The sequence below is a fragment of the Streptomyces sp. SA15 genome (genome assembly GCF_002291145.1).
Classification (GTDB): Bacteria; Actinomycetota; Actinomycetes; order Streptomycetales; family Streptomycetaceae; genus Streptomyces.
On record NZ_NTGE01000078.1, the window covers coordinates 1 to 23,881 of the forward strand.

The following is a 23,881-nucleotide window of genomic DNA, read 5'->3' on the forward strand; positions in this document are numbered from 1 at the left end:
CGCGCCCAGCACGGCCCAGCGGCCCACCGGCTCCGCCTGGCCGACCGGCACCCAGGAAGGCAGGAGCAGCGCGTTCCCGGCGGCGTCCGGCGCCGGCGGGCGACCGGCGGGCCGCACCACCAGTGAATCCACCGTGGCCACCGGGCGGCCGGTGGCGTCGGCGAACAGCAGCGCCAGCGTGTCCGGGCCGGTCGGGGTCAGCCGTACCCGCAACCGAGCGGCACCCGCCGCGTGCAGGGACACCCCGCGCCACGCGAACGGCAGCCTGCCCTGCTGCTCCCGGCCGAACTCGCCCGGCACGAAGGCGGACGCGTGCAGCGCGGCGTCGGCAAGCGCCGGATGCAGCCCGAACTCCCCGGCGTCACCGGCGGACGCCTCGGGCAGCCGCACCTCGGCGTACACCTCCTCGCCGAGCCGCCACACCCCGCGCAGCCCCTGGAAGACCGGTCCGTAGTGGAAGCCGGCCGCCGCGAAATCCGCGTAGAGACCGGCGATGTCCACTTCCTCGGCGCCCGCGGGCGGCCAGGCCGCCAGATCCTCGCCCGGCAGGCCGCCGGCCGCGGTGAGGATGCCGTCGGCGTGCCGCGTCCACACGTCCTCGGCGGACCTCTCGGGCTGCGCGTACAGGCCGAACTCACGCTCGCCCGCCGCGTTCTCGGCACCCACCGTGAGCTGGACGCGCAGCCCGCCCTCGGCAGGCAGGACGAGCGGCACCTCCAGGGTGAGGTCCGCCACCCGGTCCAGCCCGAGATGCCCGCCCGCCCACAGCGCCAGCTCGGCCGCGGCCGTGCCGGGCAGCAGCACCGTGCCGTCGATCGCGTGGTCCGCCAGCCACGGATGGCTGTCGGCGGACAGCCGCCCCGTGAACAGTCGGCCGCCCTCGGCGGCCGGGACCACCGTGGCGCCCAGCAAGGGGTGCTCGGCGGGGACCAGGCCCGCCGCGGCCACGTCGCCCGCCCCGGGGATGCCCCGCAGCCAGTACCGCGATCCCTGGAAGGCGTACGTCGGCAGCGGCACCCGCCGCGTCGGACGGGAGGCGAAGAACGCCGCCCAGTCGATGCCCACGCCGGCCGTGTGCGCGTGCGCCAGCAGGGCCGTCAGCGTGCGGACCTCCGAGCGCTGCCGGCGCAGCGCTGGCACGGCGGCGGCGGCGGCCGTGCCCCCGGCGTCCGCCAGGGTCTCCTCCACCATGGAGGTGAGCGCGGCGTCGGCGCCCAGTTCGAGGAAGACGCTCACGCCCTCGGCGGCGAGGGCGCGCACCACGTCGTGGAAACGGACCGGCTCCCGCACCTGCCGCGCCCAGTAGGCCGGGTCCGCCCAGTCGGCCGGTTCGAGGAGCGTGCCCGTCACGCTGGAGACCACCGGGATGACCGGCTCGCCGAACGACAGCCGCCCGGCGACCTGCCGCAACTCCTCGACCACCGGATCCATCAGCGGGGAGTGGAACGCGTGGCTCACCGGCAGCCGCCGGGTCCGGCGCCCCAGCTCGGTGAAGTGCGCCGCGATCGACGAGATCACGCCCTCGTCGCCCGACACCACCACCGATCCCGGTCCGTTGACCGCCGCGATGCCCGCCACCGACTCGTGACCGGCCAGCAGGGGCAGCACCTCCTCCGGAGTCGCCGCCACCGACACCATCGCGCCGCCCTCGGGCAGCTCCTGCATCAACCGGCCTCGCGCGGTGACCAGTTCACAGGCGTCGGACAGGGACAACAGCCCCGACACATGGGCGGCGGTCAGCTCGCCCACCGAGTGCCCGGACAGCAGCCGCGGGCGCACGCCCCACTCCTGAAGCAGCCGGAACAGCGCCACCCCGAGCGCGAACGTCGCCGACTGGGTGTAGAGCGTCCGGTCCAGCAGCCGTGCCTCGGCGCTGTCCGGGGCGGCGAACAGCAGCGGACGCAACGGCCTGTCCAGCCTCGTGTCCAGCTCCTCGCACGCCGCGTCCAGGGCCCGCGCGAACGACGGGAACGCCTCGTACAACTCCTGCCCCATGCCCGGCCGCTGCGCGCCCTGCCCGGTGAACAGCAAGGCGCTGCGCACCTCGTCGGCGACCCCGCTCACCAGTCCGGCCGGGCTGCCGCCCGCCGCCAGCTCGGCCAGCCTGTCCAGCAGGTCGGCGCGGTCCTCGACCGACAGCACCGCGCGGTGCTCGAACGCGGTGCGTGTGGTCGCCAGCGCGCACGCCACCTCGTCCAGCCGCAGCTCGGGCCGGTCCAGCAGATGCGCGTGCAGCCGGGCGGCCTGCGCCGGCAGCGCCCCGGCGATGGCCGCCGACAGCAGCACCGGCACCACCGGCAGCGCGGCGACCGCGGCGCCGACCGTGTCCTCGTCCGGCGCCTGCTCCGGGGCGAGGTCGGCCGGTTCCGGTTCCTCCAGGATGACGTGCGCGTTGGTGCCGCTGATCCCGAACGAGGACACCCCGGCCCGCCGGGGGCGGTCGGTGCGCGGCCAGGGGCGGTTCTCGGTCAGCAGCTCCACCGCGCCCGCCGACCAGTCCACCTCGGGCGTGGGACAGTCGACGTGCAGCGTCCGGGGCAGCTGCTCGTGCCGCATCGCCAGGACCATCTTGATGATCCCGGCGGCGCCGGCGGCGGCCTGGGTGTGCCCGATGTTCGACTTCACCGAGCCGAGCCGCAGCGGGCGGTCGGCGGGGCGGTCCTGGCCGTAGGTGGCCAGCAGGGCCTGCGCCTCGATCGGGTCGCCCAGGGTCGTGCCCGTGCCGTGCGCCTCCACCACGTCGACGTCCGCGGAGCCGAGCCGGGCGGAGGCCAGGGCCTGCCGGATCACCCGCTGCTGGGAAGGGCCGTTGGGGGAGGTGAGACCGTTGGAGGCGCCGTCCTGGTTGACCGCGCTGCCCCGCACCACCGCCAGGACCTGGTGGCCTTTGCGGCGGGCGTCCGAGAGCCGTTCGACGACGAGCAGCGCGGAGCCCTCGCCCCAGCCGACGCCGTCGGCCGCGGCGGCGAACGACTTGCACCTGCCGTCGCGCGCGAGGCCGCGCTGCCGGGAGTTCTCCACGAACGTGGCGGGGGTGGACATGACGGTCGCACCGCCCGCCAGCGCCAGGTCGCACTCCTCGTCGCGCAGCGCCTGCATCGCGAGGTGCAAGGCGACCAGTGACGACGAGCAGGCGGTGTCGAGGGTGACGGCCGGCCCCTCCAGGCCGAGGAAGTACGAGATCCGCCCTGAGGCCACGCTGGCGGCCGTGCCCGTGCTCAGGTAGCCCTCGGCCTCGTCGGGCAGCGTGCCCGGACCGGTGGCGTAGTCGTGGTACATGAGTCCGGTGAACACGCCGGTGCGTGAGCCGGCCAGCGACCGCGGATCCAGCCCGGAGTTCTCCAGGGCCTCCCAGGCGGTCTCCAGCAGCAGCCGCTGCTGCGGGTCCATCGCGAGGGCTTCGCGCGGGGAGACACCGAAGAACTCGGCGTCGAACTCCGTGGCCCCGGCGACGAACCCGCCCTCCACGGCATAGGACGTGCCGGGGTGGTCGGGATCGGGGTCGTAGAGCGTGCCGAGGTCCCAGCCGCGGTCCCCCGGCATGCCGGTGATGGCGTCCTCGCCGCGCGCGACGAGATCCCAGAGCTCGTCGGGAGAGCCGACGCCGCCGGGCAGCCGGCAGGCCATTCCGACGATGGCGAGGGGCTCGGCGCCGTCTGCCTCAAGTTTCCTGATCCGCCGATGGGCCTGCCGCAGATCGGCTGCCATCTTCTTGAGGTAATCAACCAGCTGCGCTTCGTTCGTCACCTGAACCCGCCCGAGAGATTGGCATACCGCGCACTTCGGCGCCGAAGGTATGCACTGATCGCCCCTAACCGCGTCCCCGCAGCCACCCCAGAAGCCGCGCCATGGTGAATGGGGAGACGGTAGGGGTTGGCGATAGGGGTCTCCGCGTGATTAGCATGCAGCGAATTCCCGTGTGTCATCCAGAAGCCCATGTGTCATCCAGAATTGGAGTGGTCCCGCAATGAGTGTCTCCGAGCAGGAACCCGTGCCTTCCGGGGAGCAGGAATTCGTCAAGCCGTCGGCGCCGGAAAAGATGCACGACCTGGATTTCCTGCTCGGCGACTTCCGCGCGGAGTGGACGAACTTCACCGCCGACCCGGCCACCAAGGGACTCGCTTCCTGGAACACGGCACCGACCTTCTCCGGGCACGCCTACGAGATGACTCAGCGCGTGCCGGAGCACGATCTCACGGGCCGTTTCGTCGTCCAATGGGTCGAGTCGGAGTCGGCATTCTCGGGCTACTACTACGACGACTGGGGTAACCGTACGCTCCTCACCTCCGAGGGCTGGCAGGACGGCTATCTAGCTTTTGTCGGCGAATGCGTCGGATTCGGAAAGTCCTTCCTGCTCAAGGAACGGTATGAAATCGTCGACGAGAAGCACTACGTCAAACGCGGTTTCATCAAGTTCGAGGAAAGCGGCGACTGGATTCCCGCCGACGAAGTGCAGTGCTACCGCGACTAGGGCCTGACAATGCGGCGCACGGACCGACGCTCGGGCCGTGCGAATCCCGGGAAAGGCGAACCATGACCTCTCTGTCGGAAGCGGTTCGGGCGGGCGCGCCCCCGCAGGAACTCGAGCGCTTGGCGCTGCCCACGGAATACACCGCGGCGTATCTGCGCGCCGAGGACGCGGAGATGTTCCAGGGTGTGGCTGACAAGGACGTCCGCAAGTCACTGCGGATCGGGCAGGTGCCGATGCCCGAACTGGCGCCGGACGAGGTGCTGGTGGCCGTCATGGCCAGCGCCGTCAACTACAACACCGTGTGGTCGGCGATCTTCGAGCCGCTGCCCACCTTCCGCTTCCTGCAGCAGTTCGCCGCGCAGGGAGGCTGGGCGGCGCGGCACGACCGGCCGTACCACGTGCTGGGGTCGGACGGCGCCGGCGTGGTGGTGCGCACCGGGTCCGGGGTGCGGCACTGGAAGACCGGCGACCATGTGGTGGTCAGCTGCGTACAGGTCGACGACCAGGAAGCGGCCACGCAGGCCGACGGGATGCTCGGCGCCGAGCAGCGCATCTGGGGCTTCGAGACCAACTTCGGCGGCCTGGCCCACTACGCGGTGGTCCGGGCCAGCCAGCTGATCCCCAAGCCCGGCCACCTCACCTGGGAGGAGGCGGCCTGCAGTCCGCTGTGCGCGGGCACCGCGTACCGGATGCTGGTCGGCGACCGGGGCGCCCGGCTCAAGCAGGGCGACGTCGTGCTGGTCTGGGGTGCGGCCGGCGGCCTCGGCGCCTACGCGGTGCAACTGGTCAAGAACGGCGGCGGCATCCCGGTCGGCGTCGTCAGCTCACCCGCGAAGGCGGAGGCGGCGCGGCGGCTCGGCTGTGACGTGGTGATCGACCGTCAGGAGATCGGCCTCGACGACCGTACGGCGGACGACCCGGCGGCGGTGATCGAGACGGGCAAGCGGCTCGGCCGCATCATCCGCCGGGAGGTGGGAGAGGACCCGCACATCGTCTTCGAACACGTTGGCCGGGCCACCTTCCCGATCTCCGTGTTCGTGGTCCGCCGTGGCGGCACGGTGGTGACCTGCGGCTCCAGCACGGGCTATCAGCACGCGTACGACAACCGGTACCTGTGGATGAAACTGAAGCGAATAGTCGGCAGCCACGCCGCGAACCTTCAGGAACAGTGGGAGCTGAACCGGCTGTTGTCCCTCGGCCGGATCGTGCCGACCCTCTCCGCGGTCTACCCCCTCCCGGAGATCGCCGAGGCGGCCCGCTCCGTGCAGGCCAACCGCCACATCGGCAAGGTCGGTGTCCTCTGCCTGGCCGACAGCCCCGGCCAGGGCGTCACCGACCCCGCCTTGCGCACCCGCGTGGGCGAGGAGCGCCTCAACCTCCTGCGCGACCTCACCCCGACCCCCTGAACCACGACGGGTCCATACCTCCGCCCGGCCTCAAGCCGGTCCGACATTCCCGCCCGCCCGCGACGCCGGCAGGCATGTTCCCCCCGCTCGAGCCGAGCACGCGCGGGCCCCGGGTCGCCGCCGCGGGGGCCCGCCCTCCGGGCGGACGACGGGAGCCTGTCGGACAGGCCCCGGACGAGAGCCGGCCGTGCGGGGCCCGGCGGCCCCGGCCGGCGACCCCGGTCCCGCCGCGCGGCCCGCTGGACCTCGTACGGCCGGACTCCCGTCCCACCGGACCCTCCCGCCGGCGCCGTACCCCCGATTCCGGCTCCGCCGCCCTCCGTATGCCACCGAACACGGCCGAGCCAGGTCACCGGTCGCTCGGCGACGGAGCCGAGTGCTGTCCCGGCCGCCGGCCGGGCTCGGTCCGAAGGAGATGTGAGATGAGTACTGCGACGGCTGCATCTGTGACGCCCGTGGAGCCCGACCGGTCGGCAGAGCCCGCCCCGGCACAGGAGACCGCGGCGGCCCTGGCGATCCGGCGCGTCGGTGTGGTCGGGTGCGGGGTGATGGGCGCGGGGCTGGCCGAGGTGTGCGCCCGAGCCGGGCGTGACGTCCTGGTCGCCGCTTCCGGACCGGAGGGGCTCGCGCGGGGCCGCACCCGGCTGGAACGCTCCCTCGCCGCCGGCGTCCGCCGGGGCAAGGCCACCGAGGCCGACCGCGATGCCGCCTTGGCACGGGTCTCCTTCACCACCGACCTCGCCGATCTGCGCGACCGCCAGCTGGTGCTGGAGGCGGCCCCCGAGCACGAGCCCACCAAGCTGCGGCTCTTCCGCACGCTGGACGAGATCGTGGAGGATCCGGAGGCGATCCTGGCCTCCAACACCTCCGCCCTGTCGATCATGCGGCTGGCCCGCGCCACCGACCGCCCCGGTCAGGTCCTGGGCCTGCACTTCTTCAACCCCGCCCCGGTGCTGCCCCTGGTGGAGGTGGTCGGCTCGCTGCTCACCAGCGACCGCAGCCGCCGCATCGCCGCGGAGTTCGTGACCGCGGTACTCGGCAAGCAGGTCGTCCAGGCCGCCGACCGCTCCGGCTTCGTGGTGAACGCCCTGCTCATCCCGTACCTGCTGGCCGCCGTCAGGATGTACGAGTCGGGCTTCGCCACCGCCGAGGACATCGACAAGGCCATGACCCTGGGCTGCTCCCACCCCATGGGCCCGCTGGCGCTCGCGGACCTCATCGGCCTGGACACCGTCGCGGCCATCGGCACGGCCCTGTACGAGGAGTTCAAGGAGCCCACGCACGCCGTGCCGCCGCTGCTGTCCCGCATGGTCGACGGCGGCCTGCTGGGGCGCAAGTCCGGCCAGGGCTTCTATACATACGGAGCGCATGGTCCGTAATGTGGCCCCCGGCTCGACTCGCGCCCGGCGCGTATAGCACTCTTGCGACCACATGTCACCTTGTCGTGTCGTCCTGTGACCCGTCCGTGTGACGGTCGGCATCCTTCCGGGTAAAGACTGCATCAAATAGTTTGTGATACGGTTCACGAGAACCCCGGGAAGTATCGTGGGTGGCATCCGCTCAATCCGGCCACCCGGGTGAGGTATGCCTCGTCGCTCTCGGGATACTGTCGTCCATCGACGACCCACACCGTTCCGCCCAGACCTCGCCGGAGGAGCTGCCCCCATGCAGTCCAACGACGTCCGAACGCTCCTTCACTGCGCTCTGCCCACCGCTGCCGCCGGCGTGGTGGGAGTCGCAGTCAGTGCCGCCGTGGCCGGCGGCAAGGGTGCGCTCGGCGCCGCCTTCGGCGCTCTTCTCGTCGTGCTGTTCATGACCAGCGGCCTCGTCGTGCTGCAACGGACGGCACGCTCGCTTCCCCACCTCTTCCAGATGATGGGGCTGCTGGTCTACACCACGCAGATCCTGCTGCTGATGGTCGTCCTGACCACCCTGCGCGGTACGTCCGCCTTCAATCCGAAGTGCTTCGCCTTCACCCTGCTTGCCGCCACCCTGGTGTGGATCGCGGCGCAGGTGCGTTCGCACATGAAGGCCAAGGTCCTCTACGTGGAGCCGGACTCCGCCCGGACGCCGTCGTGATCCGTAGGGCTGGTGTAAAGGGGCTTCCGCTCATTTGCTATGGTCTCGCCACAACTGCGGCAGAGCTGGCGTGGGTGGCAGCCGTGTCTGTGACGCCTCACGACTCAGAGCCCAGTCGCCGCCCCCATATCCGCAAGTCCAGTCCAGTGCCGTTCCGCGGTCGCACACCGCGCCGACACATCGAGGTTGCCGTACCCATGCGCCACGCTGAAGGAGCTCGCGGTGAGTGACGCCAAGACGCTCGCCTTCGAGACTGATTGTCATATTTTCGATGGGTGCGGTTTCCCGACCCCCGGCCTGCACTCCTTTCTCTTCGAGCCGCTGTTCACCGTAGGCGGGATCGAGTTCAACAAGCCGATGCTGCTGACCGTGCTGAGCACGGTCCTCGTCATCGGGTTCTTCTGGGCCGCCTTCCGCAACCCCAAGCTGGTGCCGGGCAAGCTCCAGATGGTTGGTGAGGCCGGTTACGACTTCGTCCGCCGCGGCGTCGTCTACGAGACGATCGGCAAGCGCGAGGGCGAGAAGTACGTCCCGCTCATGGTCTCGCTGTTCTTCTTCATCTGGATCATGAACCTCTGGTCGATCGTCCCGATCGCCCAGTTCCCGGCCACCGCGATCATCGCTTTCCCGGCCGGCCTCGCCGCGATCGTCTACATCCTGTGGATGACCCTGACCTTCAAGCGGCACGGCTTCGTCGGCGGCTTCAAGAACCTCACCGCGTACGACCCGTCGCTCGGTCCGGTGTTCCCGATGGTCATGTTCTTCGAGTTCCTGTCGAACGTGTTCATCCGGCCCTTCACGCACGCGGTGCGGCTCTTCGCCAACATGTTCGCCGGGCACGTCCTGCTGCTGATCTTCACCATCGGCACCTGGTACCTGCTGAACGGCATCGGCATGGCCTACTCGGCCGTGTCGTTCGTGATGGTCCTCGTGATGACGGTCTTCGAGCTGTTCATCCAGGCGCTCCAGGCCTACGTCTTCATCCTCCTGTCCTGCAGCTACATCCAGGGCGCGCTCGCCGAGCACCACTGAGCCAGACAGAACCACCCCGCATACGCCCGGTGGCCAACCCCCACCGGCCCGTTGAACAAGAAGGAAGAAACGGCATGTCCGCTCTCCAGACCCTCGCTGCGACCAACATCCAGGGCAACTTCGCCGCGATCGGCTACGGCCTGGCCGCCATCGGCCCCGGCATCGGCGTGGGCGTCATCTTCGGTAACGGTACGCAGGCCCTCGCCCGGCAGCCCGAGGCCGCCGGTCTCATCCGTCAGAACCAGATCCTCGGCTTCGTGCTCTGTGAGGCGCTGGCCCTGATCGGTCTGGTCATGGGCTTCGTCTACCCGGTTCCTTCCTGATCCGGTCCTGGCCGACGAGAAACTTCGACGGAAGGAACTGATGTGATCTCGCCCCTGGTACAGCTGGCCGCCGAGGAAGAGGCCCAGAATCCTCTCATCCCGGAGATCCCTGAGCTCGTCATCGGCCTGATTGCCTTCGCAATCGTCTTCTACGTCCTGGGCAAGAAGCTCCTTCCGAACATCAACAAGGTTCTGGAAGAGCGTCGCGACGCCATCGAGGGCGGTATCGAGAAGGCCGAGGCCGCGCGGACAGAGGCTCAGAGCGTCCTGGAGCAGTACAAGGCCCAGCTCGCCGAGGCCCGGCACGAGGCCGCGCGCCTGCGTCAGGAGGCGCAGGAGCAGGGTGCCGCGCTCATCGCCGAGATGCGCGCGGAGGGCCAGCGGCAGCGTGAGGAGATCGTCGCCGCCGGTCACTCCCAGATCGAGGCCGACCGCAAGGCCGCTGCGTCCGTGCTCCGCCAGGACGTCGGCAAGCTGGCCACCGAGCTGGCCGGCAGGCTCGTCGGGGAGTCCCTCGAGGACCACGCCCGCCAGAGCCGTGTGATCGACCGTTTCCTTGACGAGCTCGAGGAGAAGGCCGAGGCCACCCGATGAACGGAGCGAGCCGCGAGGCCCTGGCAGCCGCACGTGAGCGTCTCGACGCGCTGACGGACAACACGTCCGTCGACGCGTCCAAGCTCGCCGACGAGCTGGCCGCCGTCACCGCGCTGCTCGACCGCGAGGTGTCGCTGCGTCGGGTCCTCACCGACCCGGCGCAGGCCGGGGAGGCGAAGGCCGAGCTGGCCCAGCGCCTGCTCGGCTCCCAGGTCAGCGGTCCCACCGCCGACCTGGTGGCCGGCATGGTGCGCTCCCGCTGGTCGCAGTCGCGTGACCTGGTGGACGCGCTGGAGGAGCTGGCGAGCCTCGCCGACCTCACCGCCGCCCAGCGGGCCGGTACGCTCGACAGCGTCGAGGACGAACTGTTCCGTTTCGGCCGGATCGTCTCTTCGAGCACCGAGCTGCGTGCCGCGTTGACCAACCGCAAGGCGGGTACCTCTGCCAAGAGCGAGCTGCTGCGCAGCCTGCTCGGAGGTCGGTCCGCCGCGACGACCGAGCGTCTGGTGAAGCGTCTTGTCGCCGCGCCGCGGGGACGTAGCCTGGAGGCGGGACTGGAGTCCCTGTCCAAGCTGGCCGCGGAGCGCCGGGACCGCATGGTGGCCGTCGTGACCTCGGCGGTTCCGCTGAGCGACCCGCAGAAGCGGCGCCTGGGTGCCGCCCTCGCGAAGCTCTACGGCCGCACGATGCACCTCAACCTGGACGTGGACCCCGAGGTCGTCGGCGGGATCCGGGTGCAGGTCGGTGACGAGGTCATCAACGGCTCGATCGCGGACCGCATCGAGGACGCCGGCCGCCGCATGGCGAGCTAGGCAGCAACTTCATAAAGCCAGGCAGCAACTTCATAAGCAGTATCAGTACGTGTACCTACGGCCCGGTTGGGCCGTGCAGAGGATTCACCTCTTTCAGGGGGGAGTCCGGGAGTTCAGGCACCCCCCCAAAGTGAAACTTCGGGCCCAACAAGGAGAGCAGGGAACCCAGATGGCGGAGCTCACGATCCGGCCGGAGGAGATCCGGGACGCGCTGGAGACGTTTGTCCAGTCGTACAAGCCGGACGCGGCCTCGCGCGAGGAGGTCGGTACGGTCACCCTTGCCGGCGACGGCATCGCGAAGGTCGAGGGTCTCCCCTCGGCCATGGCCAACGAACTGCTGAAGTTCGAGGACGGCACCCTCGGCCTCGCGCTCAACCTGGAAGAGCGCGAGATCGGCGCCATCGTCCTCGGTGAGTTCAGCGGCATCGAGGAGGGCCAGCCGGTCTCCCGTACCGGCGAGGTCCTGTCCGTTGCCGTCGGCGAGGGCTACCTCGGCCGCGTCGTCGACCCGCTCGGCGCCCCGATCGACGGCCTCGGCGAGATCGAGACCGAAGGCCGCCGCGCCCTCGAGCTGCAGGCCCCGGGCGTCATGGTCCGTAAGTCGGTGCACGAGCCGATGGAGACCGGCTACAAGGCCGTCGACACCATGACCCCGATCGGCCGCGGTCAGCGTCAGCTGATCATCGGCGACCGCCAGACCGGCAAGACCGCCCTGGCCGTCGACACGATCATCAACCAGCGCGACAACTGGCGCACCGGCGACCCGAACAAGCAGGTCCGCTGCATCTACGTCGCCATCGGCCAGAAGGGCTCCACCATCGCGTCCGTGCGCGGTGCGCTGGAGGAGGCCGGCGCCCTGGAGTACACGACCATCGTCGCCGCCCCGGCGTCCGACCCGGCCGGCTTCAAGTACCTCGCGCCGTACACCGGTTCGGCCATCGGCCAGCACTGGATGTACCAGGGCAAGCACGTCCTGATCATCTTCGACGACCTCTCCAAGCAGGCCGACGCCTACCGCGCCGTGTCCCTGCTGCTGCGCCGCCCGCCGGGCCGCGAGGCCTACCCGGGTGACGTCTTCTACCTGCACTCCCGGCTGCTGGAGCGCTGCGCCAAGCTGTCCGACGACATGGGCGCCGGCTCGATGACCGGTCTGCCGATCGTCGAGACGAAGGCCAACGACGTGTCGGCGTTCATCCCGACCAACGTCATCTCCATCACCGACGGCCAGTGCTTCCTGGAGTCCGACTTGTTCAACGCCGGTCAGCGTCCGGCCCTGAACGTCGGTATCTCGGTCTCCCGAGTCGGTGGCTCCGCCCAGCACAAGGCGATCCGCCAGGTCTCCGGCCGTCTGCGCGTGGACCTCGCCCAGTTCCGTGAGCTGGAGGCGTTCGCCGCCTTCGGTTCCGACCTGGACGCCGCGTCGAAGGCGCAGCTGGAGCGCGGTCAGCGCATGGTCGAGCTGCTGAAGCAGCCGCAGTACCAGCCGATGTCCACCGAGGACCAGGTCGTCTCCATCTGGGCCGGCACCACCGGCAAGATGGACGAGGTGCCGGTGGGCGACATCCGCCGCTTCGAGAAGGAGCTGCTGGAGTACCTGCACCGCAAGGAGCAGGGCCTGCTCACCTCCATCCGGGAGGGCGGCAAGATGTCCGACGACACGCTGCAGGCCATGGCCGACGCGGTCGCGGAGTTCAAGAAGCAGTTCGAGACCTCGGACGGCAAGCTGCTCGGCGAGGAATCGGCCGTCAGCGTCTCCAAGTGACGTAAGGAAGGGACCTGACTCATGGGAGCCCAGCTCCGGGTCTACAAGCGTCGCATCCGATCCGTCACCGCGACCAAGAAGATCACCAAGGCGATGGAGATGATCGCCGCCTCGCGCGTCGTCAAGGCGCAGCGCAAGGTGGCGGCGTCCACGCCGTACGCGCGGGAACTGACCCGCGCGGTCACGGCGGTCGGTACCGGCTCGAACACCAAGCACCCGCTGACCACCCAGGCCGACACGGTCACCCGGTCCGCGGTGCTGCTCCTGACGAGCGACCGTGGTCTCGCCGGTGCCTTCAACTCCAACGCCATCAAGGCGGCGGAGCAGCTGACCGAGCGCCTGGAGCGCGAGGGCAAGCAGGTCGACATCTACATCGTCGGCCGGCGCGGTGTCGCCCACTACAACTTCCGTGAGCGCAAGATCACGGAGTCGTGGACCGGGTTCACGGACCAGCCGTCGTACGCGGACGCCAAGAAGGTCGCGGCTCCGCTGATCGAGGCCATCGAGACGGATACGGAAGAGGGCGGCGTGGACGAGCTCCACATCGTCTACACCGAGTTCGTGTCGATGATGACGCAGACGGCGCTCGATGCGCGCCTGCTGCCGCTCAGCCTCGACGAGGTCGCGCAGGAGGCGCCGAAGGGCGAGATCCCCCCGCTGTACGACTTCGAGCCCTCGGCGGAGGACGTCCTGGACGCCCTGCTGCCGCGGTACGTGGAAAGCCGTATCTACAACGCGCTGCTCCAGTCGGCCGCTTCGAAGCACGCCGCCACGCGGCGCGCGATGAAGTCGGCCACCGACAACGCCGGCGAGCTCATCGAGAACCTCACCCGGCTTGCCAACCAGGCCCGCCAGGCCGAAATCACCCAGGAAATCAGCGAGATCGTCGGAGGCGCGAGCGCCCTGGCCGACGCGACCGCGGGGAGTGACTACTAAATGACCACCACTGTTGAGACCGCGACGGCTACGGGCCGCGTCGCCCGGGTCATCGGCCCGGTCGTCGACGTGGAGTTCCCCGTCGACGCGATGCCGGAGATCTACAACGCCCTCCACGTCGAGGTCTCCGACCCGGCGAACGCCGGCGAGAAGAAGACGCTGACCCTCGAGGTCGCCCAGCACCTGGGCGACGGCCTGGTCCGCGCCATCTCCATGCAGCCCACCGACGGCCTGGTCCGTCAGGCCCCGGTGACCGACACCGGCTCGGGCATCACCGTCCCGGTCGGCGACTTCACCAAGGGCAAGGTGTTCAACACCCTCGGTGAGGTGCTGAACGCCGACGAGACCTACGACGGCGAGCGCTGGTCCATCCACCGCAAGGCTCCCGCCTTCGACCAGCTCGAGTCCAAGACCGAGATGTTCGAGACCGGCCTGAAGGTCGTCGACCTGCTGACCCCGTACGTCAAGGGCGGCAAGATCGGTCTGTTCGGTGGTGCCGGTGTCGGCAAGACCGTGCTGATCCAGGAAATGATCATGCGTGTCGCCAACCTCCACGAGGGCGTCTCCGTCTTCGCGGGCGTCGGCGAGCGCACCCGTGAGGGCAACGACCTCATCGCGGAGATGGAAGAGTCCGGCGTTCTGGACAAGACCGCCCTGGTCTTCGGTCAGATGGACGAGCCCCCGGGCACCCGTCTGCGCGTCGCCCTGGCCGGTCTGACCATGGCGGAGTACTTCCGCGATGTGCAGAAGCAGGACGTGCTGTTCTTCATCGACAACATCTTCCGCTTCACCCAGGCCGGTTCCGAGGTGTCCACCCTGCTCGGCCGTATGCCGTCCGCGGTGGGTTACCAGCCGAACCTGGCCGACGAGATGGGTCAGCTCCAGGAGCGGATCACCTCGACGCGTGGTCACTCGATCACCTCGATGCAGGCGATCTACGTCCCCGCGGACGACCTGACCGACCCGGCCCCGGCCACCACCTTCGCCCACCTCGACGCGACGACGGTTCTCTCCCGTCCGATCTCCGAGAAGGGCATCTACCCGGCCGTGGACCCGCTGGACTCCACGTCCCGCATCCTGGACCCGCGCTACATCGCGCAGGACCACTACGAGTGCGCCATGCGCGTCAAGGGGATCCTGCAGAAGTACAAGGACCTCCAGGACATCATCGCGATCCTCGGTATCGACGAGCTCAGCGAGGAGGACAAGCTGGTCGTCCAGCGTGCCCGCCGCGTGGAGCGCTTCCTGTCCCAGAACACCCACGCCGCCAAGCAGTTCACCGGCGTGGACGGCTCCGACGTGCCGCTGGACGAGTCGATCGCCGCGTTCAACGCGATCTGCGACGGCGAGTACGACCACTTCCCGGAGCAGGCGTTCTTCATGTGCGGTGGTCTCGAGGACCTGAAGAAGAACGCGAAGGAGCTGGGCGTCTCCTGAGCCTCGGCTCTCGATGAGGGGGCGGGGGTCGTCCCGCCCCCTCATCCACGCCTACTAGACTTGTAACCAACACCCGGCAGACCCGCCGGGTGGTGACCCGAGGAGCCACCTTGGCTGCTGAGCTGCACGTCGCGCTGGTCGCGGCCGACCGAGAGGTCTGGTCCGGCGAGGCCACACTGGTCGTCGCGCGCACCACGTCCGGCGACATCGGCGTCATGCCCGGTCACCAGCCGCTGCTCGGTGTGCTGGAGTCGGGCCCGGTGACCATCCGTACGAGTGATGGTGGGACGGTCGTCGCCGCGGTGCACGGCGGTTTCATCTCGTTCGCGGACAACAAGCTGTCGCTGCTGGCCGAGATCGCCGAGCTGTCGGACGAGATCGATGTCCAGCGCGCGGAGCGGGAGCTCGAGCGCGCGAAGGCGGAGGGCGATGCCTTCGCCGAGCGTCGCGCGGACGTACGACTGCGAGCGGCGGCGGCGCGCTGAAACAGCGCGTCGCACGATGACGTCACTCAGCCGCGGCTGGAACCGGAGCTCTCCGGTACCGGTCGCGGCTGAGGCAGATGTGGGCGATTTTTCCATTCCGTTACCGAGGAGACGAGGAGGTCGGTGTCGATGGTCCTCGCTCTGACTGTGTGCGGATTGGTCGTAGTCCTGGTGGCGCTGGGACTGTTCGTCTTCGGGCTGCGCCGCAGGCTCATCCAGCGCTCCGGTGGCACCTTCGACTCCAGCCTGCGCTGGGACGTGCCGGAGAAACCCGACACAAGTGGCAAAGGCTGGAGCTACGGCGTCTCCCGCTACAACGGCGACCGCATCGAGTGGTACCGCATCTTCTCCTACGCCCCTCGCCCGCGCCGCGTCCTGGAACGTGCGTCGATCGAGGTGGCCGGTCGCCGCGTCCCCGAGGGCGAGGAGGAGCTGGCGTTGCTGTCCGACCACGTGATCCTCGTCTGTCTGCACCGGGGCACGCGCCTGGAATTCGCGATGAGCGAAGACGCGCTGACCGGTTTCCTCGCGTGGCTGGAGGCAGCCCCGCCCGGTCAGCGCGTCAATGTGGCCTGACGGGCTTATCGCAGCCCGTTGTTGATGGCGCTCACCAGCTCTCCGTTGCTGGTGTCACCGCTGAACTCCCAGAAGAACGCCCCACCCAGGCCCTGGTTCTTGGCCCAGGTCATCTTCCCGGCGATCGTCGAGGGAGTGTCGTACGACCACCAGTTGCTGCCGCAGTGCGCGTACGCCGTGCCCGCGACGGTGCCGGTGGCCGGGCAGGAGCTCTTCAGCACCTTGTAGTCCTCGATGCCCGCCTCGTACGTGCCGGGTGCCGCGCCGGTCGCCGTGCCGCCGGGGGCGGACTGGGTGACGCCGGTCCAGCCGCGGCCGTAGAAGCCGATGCCGAGCAGCAGCTTGGCGGACGGCACGCCCTTCGCCTTCAGCTTGGCGATCGCGTCGGCGGAGTTGAAGCCCGCGGTCGGGATGCCGGGATACGAGGTGAGCGGTGAGTGCGGGGCGGTCGGGCCGGTGTTCGCCCAGGCGCCGAAGAAGTCGTACGTCATCACGTTGTACCAGTCGGCGTAGGCCGAGGCACCGCCGTAGTCGGCCGCGTCGATCTTGCCGCCGGAAGAGCCGTCGGCGGTGATGGCGGCGGTGACCAGGTAGTTCGAGCCGAACTCCGCACGCAGCGCCCGCATCAGGTTCCTGAAGGCCGCGGGGCCGGAGGTGTCGCAGGTCAGGCCGCAGGCGTTGGGGTACTCCCAGTCGATGTCGATGCCGTCGAAGACGTCGGCCCAGCGCGGGTCCTCGACCACGGCCTTGCAGGAGGCGGCGAAGGCGGCCGGGTTGGCGGCGGCCTGGCCGAAGCCGCCGGAGTAGGTCCAGCCGCCGAAGGAGTACAGCACCTTGATGTGCGGGTACTTGGCCTTCAGCTGGCGCAGCTGGTTGAAGTTGCCGCGCAGCGGCTGGTCCCAGGTGTCGGCGGTGCCGCTGACGGACTGGTCGGCGGTGTAGGCCTTGTCGTAGGCGGCGTAGGTGTCGTCGACGACGCACTTGCCGTCCTTGACATTGCCGAACGCGTAGTTGATGTGGGTGATCTTCTGCGCGGAGCCGGAGGTCACCAGGTTCTTGACGTGGTAGTTCCGGCCGTAGACGCCCCACTCGGTGAAGTAGCCGAGCTTGACCTTGGCGCCCGAGGGCGGGGGCTCCGTGGTGCCGGTGGTGCGCACCTTGACCGCGCCGCCGGCCGGGCCGGTCTGGTCGGCGGTGTCGCGGGCCTGGACGGTGTAGGAGTAGTCGGTGCCGGCGGTCAGGCCGGTGTCGGTGTACGACGTGGTCGTCACCGTGGCGACCTTGGCGCCGTCGCGCAGGACGTCGTAGTTCTTGATGCCCTTGTCGTCGGTGGCCGCGCTCCAGGCCAGCCTCACCGAGGTGTTGGTGACATGGGAGGCGGTCGGGGTGCCGGGCGCGGAGGGGGCCGCGTCGCCGGGGACCGTGCCGCCGTCACAACTGCCGCCGTTGAGCTTGCAGTTGGCGGGCGAGCCGGAGCCGGAGCCGTTGAAGCCGAAGGAGACGGAGGCGCCGGGGGCGAGGGTGCCGTTCCAGGACTTGTTCTTGGCGGTCCAGTGGGTGCCGGAGGAGGTGACGTCGGCGTCCCAGGCGGAGGTGACGGACGTGCCGGAGGGGAAGTCCCACTCGACGGTCCAGGAGGTGAGGGCCGTGGTGCCGGTGTTCTTCACCGTCCACTTGCCTTCGAAGCCGGAGCCCCAGTCCTGGGTCTTGGCGTAGGTGGCGGTCGCCGACGGGGCGGCGGAGGCGGGGCTCGCGAGCCCGACCAGTGCGGCGAACGGCAGCAGCAGGGTGGTGAGCCCTGCCACGGCTCTGTGTCCCAGTCGGTGCCTGATTCTGAGTCTGTGTCCGAGGCGCATCCGCGTCTCCTAGGGGAGTGTGATGAGGTGCGCAGGACAATAGAAAGGTCTGGACCATAGGTCAATAGGTCCAGACCAATAAGCAGTGCGGGGTAGTCAGTTGTTACAGGCCCAACTCCTGAGCCATGACCGCCGCCTGGACCCGGCTGCGCAGTTCCAGCTTCCCCAGGAGGCGGCTGACGTGGGTCTTCACGGTGGCCTCCGCCATGTCCAGACGTACTCCGATGTCCGCGTTGGACAGGCCCTCCCCGAGGCAGGACAGCACCTCCCGTTCCCGGCGCGTCAGCGAGTCGAGGACGGACGAGTCGGCCGACGGCCGGCGTACGGGCTTCGCGGCGAACTCGGCGATCAGACGGCGGGTGACCGCGGGCGCGAGCAGACCTTCGCCGCGCGCCACCGTACGGACCGCGTCGAGGAGCCCCCGCGCCTCGGTGTTCTTCAGCAGGAAGCCGGCCGCGCCCGCGCGCAGCGCGCCGAAGACGTACTCGTCGAGGTCGAACGTGGTCAGGACAAGTACGTCGGCGAGGTTCTCGGAGACGACCTGGCGGGTCGCGGAGACGCCGTCGAGGCGGGGCATCTGGACGTCCATCAGGACGAGATCCGGCCTCAGTTCACGGGCCAGCGCCACCGCCTGTTCGCCGTCCGCCGCTTCGCCCACCACCTCGATGTCGGGTGCGCTGCGCAGGATGAGGACGAGTCCGGCGCGGACGGCGGACTGGTCCTCGGCGACGAGGACGCGGATCATGCGGGGTCTCCTTGGGTGAGGTCGGTGACAGGGAGGGTCGCTCGTACGGCCCAGATCTTGCCGTCGGTCGAGTCTTCGGGGCCGGCCTCGAAGCTGCCGTCCAGCAGCGCGGCCCGTTCGCGCATGCCCACCAGTCCGGCGCCCGAGCCGGGGGCGCTCGGCCCGTCCCGGTCGCCGTACAAGCTGGTCACGGCGATGGTGACGGAGCCGTCCAGCTGGGCGAGCGCGACGGTGACGCGGCCGGGACCGGCGTGCTTGAGCGCGTTGGTGAGGGACTCCTGGACGATGCGGTAGGCGGCGAGCTCGACCGGGGCGGGCAGCGGGCCGTGGTCGGTCTCGAGGGTGACGTCCAGGCCGTTGGTGCGGGCGCCCTCGACGAGCGCGGGGAGTCCTTCGAGGGTCGGTGTCGCGGCCGGCTCGCTGTCGCCGTCGCGCAGGATCCCGATCAGCCGCCGCATCTCGGCGAGGCCCTCCACGCTGTTCTCGCGGATGACGGCGAGCGCCTCCTGGGAGGTCTTCGGGTCGTTCAGGGAGAGCGCGGCGGTGGAGTGGATGGCGATCGCGGAGAGGTGGTTGGCGACCATGTCGTGCAACTCCCGTGCCATGCGGGCACGTTCGGTGGTGACCGCCTGGGCGCGGTCCATCTCGGCGAGCAGCGTGGTCTGCTCGGCGCGCAGTCGGGCGGCCTCGGCGGCGTCGCGGTGGTTGCGGACGATCAGGCCGGTGGCGGCGGGCCCGAACAGCACGACGCCGACGGCCACGCCGATCAGCAGAGCCTGCGGCACCCGCCACGCCGCGAACGGCACCACGGCGGCGGCGACCGAGAGCAGCCCGGTGATCCGGGGGAGGCGGCGGGCCCAGGCAGGGGTCCCGTACAGGACGGCCGCGTACATGAGGTCGGTGTACATCAGGAGCGCGGCCAGGCTGCCCTGCGTCATGGTGTCGAAGGTCAGCGCGACCGTGCCGATCAGCAGGCCGGTGAGCGGCGCCGTCCGTCGCAGCACCTCGCAGCAGGCCATCACGACGAGCGGCAGCAGCAGCGGCCAGCGCCCAGGCCAGAGCACGATCGGCTCGTCGTACGGCCGGGTGGTCGCGCCGATGCCGCACAGTGCGAGCCCGCCCAGCAGGCCGGCCACAGCCACGTACACGTCGAAGCGGTGCGGTCGGGGGAGTCGTACGGCCATGCTGCCCATCCAACACGCCCCGTGCGCCGGACGCCTGATGCCCAGGAACGGTCCCGCACTGCATCTTTCGATGTACCGCGACTTCGTCACCGCCGACGACGATCGCGGGCGATCCCGACGGGAGCCTTGAGGAGTGACCGAAGGGAGTACGTCGTGATCGTCGCGTTGATCATCGCCTGCGAGGTCGGCTTCTGGGTGCTGCTGGCGCTGGGTCTGGCCGTCCGCTACCTGCTGAAGTGGCGCCGGACGAGCGTGGCCCTGCTGCTGTGCGAGCCCGTGCTGGAGCTGGTCCTGTTCGTCGTGACGGCGATCGACCTGAAGAACGGCGCCGAACCGAGCTGGGAGCACGGGCTGGCGGCGCTCTACATCGGCTTCACGGTCGCCTACGGCCACTACACGATCCGCTGGCTGGACGGCCACGCCGCGCACCGCCTGGGCGGAGCCCCGCCTCCGCCGAAGCCCCCGCGTTACGGCATGCCGCGCGCCCGGCACGAGGGCCGCCTGTGGCTCCGTACGGTCCTCGCGGCGGCCGTCGCCTGCGCGCTGCTCCAGGGTGCGGTCTGGTACGTCGGCGACGACGGCGACGTGTCGTCCCTGCGGTCCTTCCAGTGGGCGGCACTCAGGACCGCCGGCATCCATGGCCTGGTCGCGCTGGCCTACCTGATCTGGCCGAAGAAGGACCCGGGCGACGGCCTGCGCGCGGCTGAGGCCACGTCCTCGAAGGAGAGTGTCCGGCGATGAGCGCGGCGCGGAAGAACCTGCTGGAGGGCGTCGCCACCTTCGTGGCCGGCCTGGTGCTGTGGCTGTTCACCGGGGGAGTGGAGGTCCCGGTCTTCACCCTGACGAAGGTCGGTGTGGTGATGATGTCCGTCGGCGGCGTCCTCGTGGCGACGGGCCTGTACCAGGCGGCGCGCAGCTCACCCGGTGCCGGACGCCGCTAGCGCTCCCCGCCCGGCACCCACAGCACGTCCCCGACCTCCTTGTTCGCAGCCCGCGCCAGAATGAACAGCAGGTCGGAAAGGCGGTTGAGGTAGGTCGCGGTGAGCGGGTTCATGACCTCTCCGTGGACCTCCAGGGCCGCCCAGGTCGAGCGCTCGGCCCGGCGGACCACCGTGCACGCCTGATGGAGGAGGGCCGCGCCCGGGGTGCCGCCCGGCAGGATGAAGGAGCGCAGCTTCTCCAGCCCTTCGAGGAAGCGGTCGCAGTCCGCCTCCAGCTTGTCGACGTAGGACTGCTCGACCCTCAGGGGCGGGAACTCCGGCTTCTCCACCACCGGCGTCGACAGGTCCGCACCCACGTCGAACAGGTCGTTCTGGACGCGGGTGAGGACCTTGACGATCTCGTGGTCCAGGTGGCCCAGCGCGATCGCCGTGCCGATCACCGCGTTCGCCTCGTTGGCGTCCGCGTAGGCGGAGATCCGCAGGTCGGTCTTGGCGACCCTGCTCATGTCGCCGAGGGCGGTGGTGCCCTGGTCGCCGGTCCTGGTGTAGATGCGCGTCAGATTGACCATGTGGCCAGCCTAATTACGCTCCGGCCGTCCGGAAGACCCGTGTGCCCACTGTCACGGCCAGGGCCGCGAAGGCCACGGCCACCACGGCGCCGTACAGCATGGTGTCCGTGGCGTACGAGCCCACGTACGCGTCCCGCACCGCGTCCACCAGATAGCGGAACGGCATGAAGTGCGACAGGACGTCCAGCCAGGCCGGACCCAGGGTCATCGGGAGCATCAGGCCCGACAGGAGCATCGACGGCATGGTCAGCGGTAGTGGGTGGTCAGGAAGACGGTCGTGCCGTGCTCGTCGCGCAGACGGCGGACCAGGTCCCACCGGTCGGCGCGGCTCGCCTCCAGGAGGCGCCGCCGCTGCGCTCCCGCCTGTGGAGCCTCCAGCAGGAGGTCCAGGACCACTTGGAGGCGACCCTGCGCGAGGAGGCCGGTGCCGCCGACGACGATCCGCTGCCGAGCCTGATCGCCGGGCAGATCACCTGGATCCACAAGACCGTGTTCGAGCGCATCGGTCGCGAAATGGTCGCCGGACGAAATCCGGGCGAAGTGTCACGAGAGATGCTCGTTCTCCTCGACGGCATCGAGGAGCTGTTGAGTGAGAAGGTGCTCAACTACGCCGTACGAGCACCGGAATGACCCCTGCCGGTGTGATGTCCGTCAGTTGAGACGTGACGCGCATTACTTACCGCTCACGCCGCCCCTCACGAGCGCTAAGGTCCGCCGGAGAGGCAAACGTAAGCAGCGTGTAAGGCGTTTCAATGGGGAGTCGCACAGTGGCACGGAAGCTGGCCGTCATCGGCGCCGGACTCATGGGTTCCGGTATCGCCCAGGTCTCCGCGCAGGCGGGCTGGGACGTCGTCCTGCGCGACGTCACCGACGAGGCGCTCAGGCGTGGCACCGACGGCATCAAGGCCTCGTACGACAAGTTCGTCGGCAAGGGCAAGCTGGAGGCGCACGACGCCGACGCCGCCCTCGCCCGCATCACCGCGACCACCGACCTGGAAGCCGCCGCCGACGCGGACATCGTCGTCGAGGCCGTCTTCGAGAAGCTGGAAGTCAAGCACGAGATCTTCCGCGCCCTGGACAAGCTGGTGCGGGACGACGCCGTCCTCGCCTCCAACACATCCGCCATCCCGATCACCAAGATCGCGGCCGTGACGGAGCGCCCGGAGCGCGTCGTCGGCACGCACTTCTTCTCGCCGGTGCCGATGATGCAACTGTGCGAGCTGGTGCGCGGCTACAAGACGAGCGACGAAACCCTCGCCACCGCACGGGAGTTCGCCGAGTCCGTCGGCAAGACCTGCATCGTCGTCAACCGGGACGTGGCCGGCTTCGTGACCACCCGGCTCATCTCCGCGCTCGTCGTCGAGGCCGCCAAGCTGTACGAGTCGGGCGTGGCCACCGCCGAGGACATCGACCTCGCCTGCAAGCTGGGCTTCGGCCACGCCATGGGACCGCTCGCCACGGCGGACCTCACCGGCATCGACATCCTGCTGCACGCCACCAGCAACATCTACGCCGAGTCCCAGGACGAGAAGTTCGCCCCGCCGGAGCTGATGCGCCGGATGGTGGACGCCGGTGACATCGGGCGCAAGAGCGGGCAGGGCTTTTACAAGCACTGAGGCAAGCGCGGAAACCGCACACGCCCCTCGGGCATCACACCCTGGGGTGAATTCGGTATCGGTTCGCTTACAGACGGCAACCTCTGACAGCTCTTCACCGTCAGAGGTTGCATCACCGGACACACAGCAAGGCATCACACAACGCGGAGCACGGCACGCACGCACAGGGGAGCGCATATGCACATCAGGGGCGACCACGTCGAGCTGGTCGTCGGGGGCCGCCTCGACGTGCGCAGCGCGGCGGACGCCCGTACGGTCCTGCACTCGGCCGTCGACGACGGAGTCGGCGATCTGGTACTGGACCTGTCCGAGCTGGACTCCTGGGACGCCACCGGACTCGGGGTGATCATGGGGGCTCACCGGCGGGCCGGCCGCTGTGGCCGACGGCTGGTCCTGCGCGGCGTGCCGCCGCAGATGCAGCGCCTGCTCGTCGCGACGAGGCTGCACCGCATCCTCGCGATCGAGGGCGGCATCGGTGTGGAGTCCCTGCCTCGGGTGTGACATCAGGCCGAATGTGACAGTCCTACTGAATGTGACACAACGATCGGGTGTGACCCCGGCGACGGGGGAGACCCGGGCGCAGGGCGGCGAATCGTACGACGCGCCCAATCCTCATGAGACTGTGACGTCTCGGACGGCGCGGTACCCCGGGCTGTCGTAGATACTGTGCGAAGGTTTAGGGTTCGGTCGCCCGCCGCTGAAAACCCTCGAGCGGGCCCGGACCAGAAGCGACAGCGCGGTGTGCAACAGGCCGGGAGGGGCCGGATTGGGCACACGACGCTTTTGGGGGGCTTGAAACCTATGGACCCGAACAACCGGGAACCCGAGGAGTACGGCCACGAAGGTGACGGCCATGCGCCGGGCCGGCGTCCGCCCAGGGACTCCCTGACATCCGACTTCGGACAACACGCGCCGGCGCTCGCCCGCACGGTGCAGCTCGTCACGGGCGACTTCCTGCTCACCGTCAACCCGGTCGACGGCAGCGAGATCGAGGCCTGCCCACCGGGCGAGCGCCCCGGCCGGCCCGAGAAGCTGGGCGCGGCCGAACGCGCCGAGG

22 protein-coding genes and 3 pseudogenes are annotated in these 23,881 nt (G+C 69.8%); 19 read left to right on the forward strand and 6 right to left on the reverse strand.

The window, feature by feature from the left end:
* A partial coding sequence (locus CLM62_RS14455; protein ID WP_179382097.1) for a type I polyketide synthase occupies positions 1 to 3,747 on the reverse strand: 3,747 nt, incomplete at its 3' end.
* Positions 3,748 to 3,967: 220 nt separating this feature from the next.
* Here CLM62_RS14455 and CLM62_RS14460 point away from each other — a divergent pair.
* From CLM62_RS14460 to CLM62_RS14520, 13 genes are all read left to right on the forward strand, one after another.
* Entirely contained in the window at positions 3,968 to 4,471 is a 504-nt protein-coding gene (locus CLM62_RS14460) for a hypothetical protein (protein WP_095750273.1), read from the forward strand.
* Positions 4,472 to 4,533: 62 nt separating this feature from the next.
* On the forward strand, positions 4,534 to 5,877 hold the full coding sequence (ccrA, locus tag CLM62_RS14465) for a crotonyl-CoA carboxylase/reductase (protein WP_095750274.1): 1,344 nt from the start codon (positions 4,534 to 4,536) through the stop codon (positions 5,875 to 5,877).
* Positions 5,878 to 6,299: 422 nt separating this feature from the next.
* Entirely contained in the window at positions 6,300 to 7,256 is a 957-nt protein-coding gene (locus CLM62_RS14470) for a 3-hydroxybutyryl-CoA dehydrogenase (protein WP_095750275.1), read from the forward strand.
* 286 nt (positions 7,257 to 7,542) lie between these two features.
* Positions 7,543 to 7,956, forward strand: coding sequence for a hypothetical protein (locus tag CLM62_RS14475; protein ID WP_095750276.1), 414 nt, complete (start codon positions 7,543 to 7,545; stop codon positions 7,954 to 7,956).
* A 222-nt stretch (positions 7,957 to 8,178) separates the two neighbouring features.
* Entirely contained in the window at positions 8,179 to 8,988 is an 810-nt protein-coding gene (gene atpB, locus CLM62_RS14480) for a F0F1 ATP synthase subunit A (protein ID WP_095750277.1), read from the forward strand.
* Between the two features lie 74 nt (positions 8,989 to 9,062).
* Positions 9,063 to 9,311 (forward strand): ATP synthase subunit C, encoded by a 249-nt coding sequence (locus tag CLM62_RS14485; RefSeq protein ID WP_029382919.1) that lies wholly within the window; start codon positions 9,063 to 9,065, stop codon positions 9,309 to 9,311.
* A gap of 42 nt (positions 9,312 to 9,353) precedes the next feature.
* Positions 9,354 to 9,905: a F0F1 ATP synthase subunit B gene (locus tag CLM62_RS14490; RefSeq protein ID WP_179382098.1), complete on the forward strand. Its 552-nt coding sequence runs from the start codon at positions 9,354 to 9,356 to the stop codon at positions 9,903 to 9,905.
* A complete protein-coding gene (locus CLM62_RS14495) occupies positions 9,902 to 10,717 on the forward strand; it encodes a F0F1 ATP synthase subunit delta (RefSeq protein WP_095750278.1) in 816 nt (271 codons plus the stop codon). Before CLM62_RS14490 ends, CLM62_RS14495 begins: the two co-directional genes overlap by 4 nt.
* A gap of 169 nt (positions 10,718 to 10,886) precedes the next feature.
* Positions 10,887 to 12,479, forward strand: coding sequence for a F0F1 ATP synthase subunit alpha (atpA, locus tag CLM62_RS14500; protein WP_095750279.1), 1,593 nt, complete (start codon positions 10,887 to 10,889; stop codon positions 12,477 to 12,479).
* A 21-nt stretch (positions 12,480 to 12,500) separates the two neighbouring features.
* The gene (locus CLM62_RS14505; RefSeq protein WP_095750280.1) at positions 12,501 to 13,415 is read left to right on the forward strand and encodes a F0F1 ATP synthase subunit gamma; all 915 of its coding nucleotides are present in this window, start codon (positions 12,501 to 12,503) and stop codon (positions 13,413 to 13,415) included.
* Complete coding sequence (gene atpD, locus CLM62_RS14510; protein ID WP_095750281.1) at positions 13,416 to 14,852, forward strand: F0F1 ATP synthase subunit beta; 1,437 nt, start codon at positions 13,416 to 13,418, stop codon at positions 14,850 to 14,852.
* Positions 14,853 to 14,962: 110 nt separating this feature from the next.
* Positions 14,963 to 15,337: a F0F1 ATP synthase subunit epsilon gene (locus CLM62_RS14515; protein WP_095750282.1), complete on the forward strand. Its 375-nt coding sequence runs from the start codon at positions 14,963 to 14,965 to the stop codon at positions 15,335 to 15,337.
* A gap of 129 nt (positions 15,338 to 15,466) precedes the next feature.
* Entirely contained in the window at positions 15,467 to 15,913 is a 447-nt protein-coding gene (locus tag CLM62_RS14520) for a DUF2550 domain-containing protein (protein WP_095750283.1), read from the forward strand.
* Positions 15,914 to 15,918: 5 nt separating this feature from the next.
* On the opposite strand, the gene CLM62_RS14525 is transcribed toward CLM62_RS14520, so the two are convergent.
* From CLM62_RS14525 to CLM62_RS14535, 3 genes are all read right to left on the reverse strand, one after another.
* The gene (locus CLM62_RS14525; protein WP_095750284.1) at positions 15,919 to 17,769 is read right to left on the reverse strand and encodes a glycoside hydrolase family 18 chitinase; all 1,851 of its coding nucleotides are present in this window, start codon (positions 17,767 to 17,769) and stop codon (positions 15,919 to 15,921) included.
* 103 nt (positions 17,770 to 17,872) lie between these two features.
* Positions 17,873 to 18,514, reverse strand: coding sequence for a response regulator transcription factor (locus CLM62_RS14530; RefSeq protein ID WP_095750285.1), 642 nt, complete (start codon positions 18,512 to 18,514; stop codon positions 17,873 to 17,875).
* The gene (locus CLM62_RS14535) at positions 18,511 to 19,698 is read right to left on the reverse strand and encodes a sensor histidine kinase (protein WP_095750286.1); all 1,188 of its coding nucleotides are present in this window, start codon (positions 19,696 to 19,698) and stop codon (positions 18,511 to 18,513) included. The genes CLM62_RS14530 and CLM62_RS14535 overlap by 4 nt, the downstream gene beginning before the upstream one ends.
* A gap of 153 nt (positions 19,699 to 19,851) precedes the next feature.
* Here CLM62_RS14535 and CLM62_RS14540 point away from each other — a divergent pair, with 153 nt between their 5' ends.
* Positions 19,852 to 20,439: a hypothetical protein gene (locus CLM62_RS14540; protein ID WP_095750287.1), complete on the forward strand. Its 588-nt coding sequence runs from the start codon at positions 19,852 to 19,854 to the stop codon at positions 20,437 to 20,439.
* A complete protein-coding gene (locus tag CLM62_RS14545; RefSeq protein WP_095750288.1) occupies positions 20,436 to 20,639 on the forward strand; it encodes a DUF5708 family protein in 204 nt (67 codons plus the stop codon). The genes CLM62_RS14540 and CLM62_RS14545 overlap by 4 nt, the downstream gene beginning before the upstream one ends.
* Here the strand turns inward: CLM62_RS14545 and CLM62_RS14550 are convergent.
* Positions 20,636 to 21,208 (reverse strand): cob(I)yrinic acid a,c-diamide adenosyltransferase, encoded by a 573-nt coding sequence (locus CLM62_RS14550; protein WP_095750289.1) that lies wholly within the window; start codon positions 21,206 to 21,208, stop codon positions 20,636 to 20,638. The two genes, CLM62_RS14545 and CLM62_RS14550, sit on opposite strands and share 4 nt — an antisense overlap.
* Before the next feature lie 13 nt (positions 21,209 to 21,221).
* Positions 21,222 to 21,458 (reverse strand): annotated as a pseudogene (locus CLM62_RS14555) (ABC transporter permease); the annotation flags it as partial.
* 83 nt (positions 21,459 to 21,541) lie between these two features.
* Here CLM62_RS14555 and CLM62_RS14560 point away from each other — a divergent pair.
* From CLM62_RS14560 to CLM62_RS14575, 4 genes and pseudogenes are all read left to right on the forward strand, one after another.
* Positions 21,542 to 21,838: pseudogene (locus CLM62_RS14560) on the forward strand (TetR/AcrR family transcriptional regulator); the annotation flags it as partial.
* Positions 21,839 to 21,975: 137 nt separating this feature from the next.
* Positions 21,976 to 22,824 carry a 3-hydroxyacyl-CoA dehydrogenase family protein gene (locus CLM62_RS14565; protein WP_095750290.1) on the forward strand — a complete coding sequence of 283 codons (849 nt, stop codon included), beginning with the start codon at positions 21,976 to 21,978 and terminating at the stop codon, positions 22,822 to 22,824.
* 177 nt (positions 22,825 to 23,001) lie between these two features.
* A complete protein-coding gene (locus CLM62_RS14570) occupies positions 23,002 to 23,325 on the forward strand; it encodes an STAS domain-containing protein (protein WP_095750291.1) in 324 nt (107 codons plus the stop codon).
* 300 nt (positions 23,326 to 23,625) lie between these two features.
* Positions 23,626 to 23,881: pseudogene (locus CLM62_RS14575) on the forward strand (ATP-binding protein); the annotation flags it as partial.

Excerpts from the sequence above, each read along its gene's own strand:
- CLM62_RS14460 (WP_095750273.1), top strand. The coding sequence starts at position 3,968 with ATGAGTGTCTCCGAGCAGGAACCCGTGCCTTCCGGGGAGCAGGAATTC.
- CLM62_RS14525 (WP_095750284.1), bottom strand. The coding sequence starts at position 17,769 with ATGCGCCTCGGACACAGACTCAGAATCAGGCACCGACTGGGACACAGA.
- CLM62_RS14535 (WP_095750286.1), bottom strand. The coding sequence starts at position 19,698 with ATGGCCGTACGACTCCCCCGACCGCACCGCTTCGACGTGTACGTGGCT.
- CLM62_RS14470 (WP_095750275.1), top strand. The coding sequence starts at position 6,300 with ATGAGTACTGCGACGGCTGCATCTGTGACGCCCGTGGAGCCCGACCGG.
- CLM62_RS14495 (WP_095750278.1), top strand. The coding sequence starts at position 9,902 with ATGAACGGAGCGAGCCGCGAGGCCCTGGCAGCCGCACGTGAGCGTCTC.
- CLM62_RS14475 (WP_095750276.1), top strand. The coding sequence starts at position 7,543 with ATGCAGTCCAACGACGTCCGAACGCTCCTTCACTGCGCTCTGCCCACC.
- CLM62_RS14485 (WP_029382919.1), top strand. The coding sequence starts at position 9,063 with ATGTCCGCTCTCCAGACCCTCGCTGCGACCAACATCCAGGGCAACTTC.
- CLM62_RS14570 (WP_095750291.1), top strand. The coding sequence starts at position 23,002 with ATGCACATCAGGGGCGACCACGTCGAGCTGGTCGTCGGGGGCCGCCTC.
- CLM62_RS14545 (WP_095750288.1), top strand. The coding sequence starts at position 20,436 with ATGAGCGCGGCGCGGAAGAACCTGCTGGAGGGCGTCGCCACCTTCGTG.
- CLM62_RS14505 (WP_095750280.1), top strand. The coding sequence starts at position 12,501 with ATGGGAGCCCAGCTCCGGGTCTACAAGCGTCGCATCCGATCCGTCACC.
- atpA (WP_095750279.1), top strand. The coding sequence starts at position 10,887 with ATGGCGGAGCTCACGATCCGGCCGGAGGAGATCCGGGACGCGCTGGAG.
- CLM62_RS14520 (WP_095750283.1), top strand. The coding sequence starts at position 15,467 with ATGGTCCTCGCTCTGACTGTGTGCGGATTGGTCGTAGTCCTGGTGGCG.
- CLM62_RS14550 (WP_095750289.1), bottom strand. The coding sequence starts at position 21,208 with ATGGTCAATCTGACGCGCATCTACACCAGGACCGGCGACCAGGGCACC.
- ccrA (WP_095750274.1), top strand. The coding sequence starts at position 4,534 with ATGACCTCTCTGTCGGAAGCGGTTCGGGCGGGCGCGCCCCCGCAGGAA.
- CLM62_RS14530 (WP_095750285.1), bottom strand. The coding sequence starts at position 18,514 with ATGATCCGCGTCCTCGTCGCCGAGGACCAGTCCGCCGTCCGCGCCGGA.
- atpD (WP_095750281.1), top strand. The coding sequence starts at position 13,416 with ATGACCACCACTGTTGAGACCGCGACGGCTACGGGCCGCGTCGCCCGG.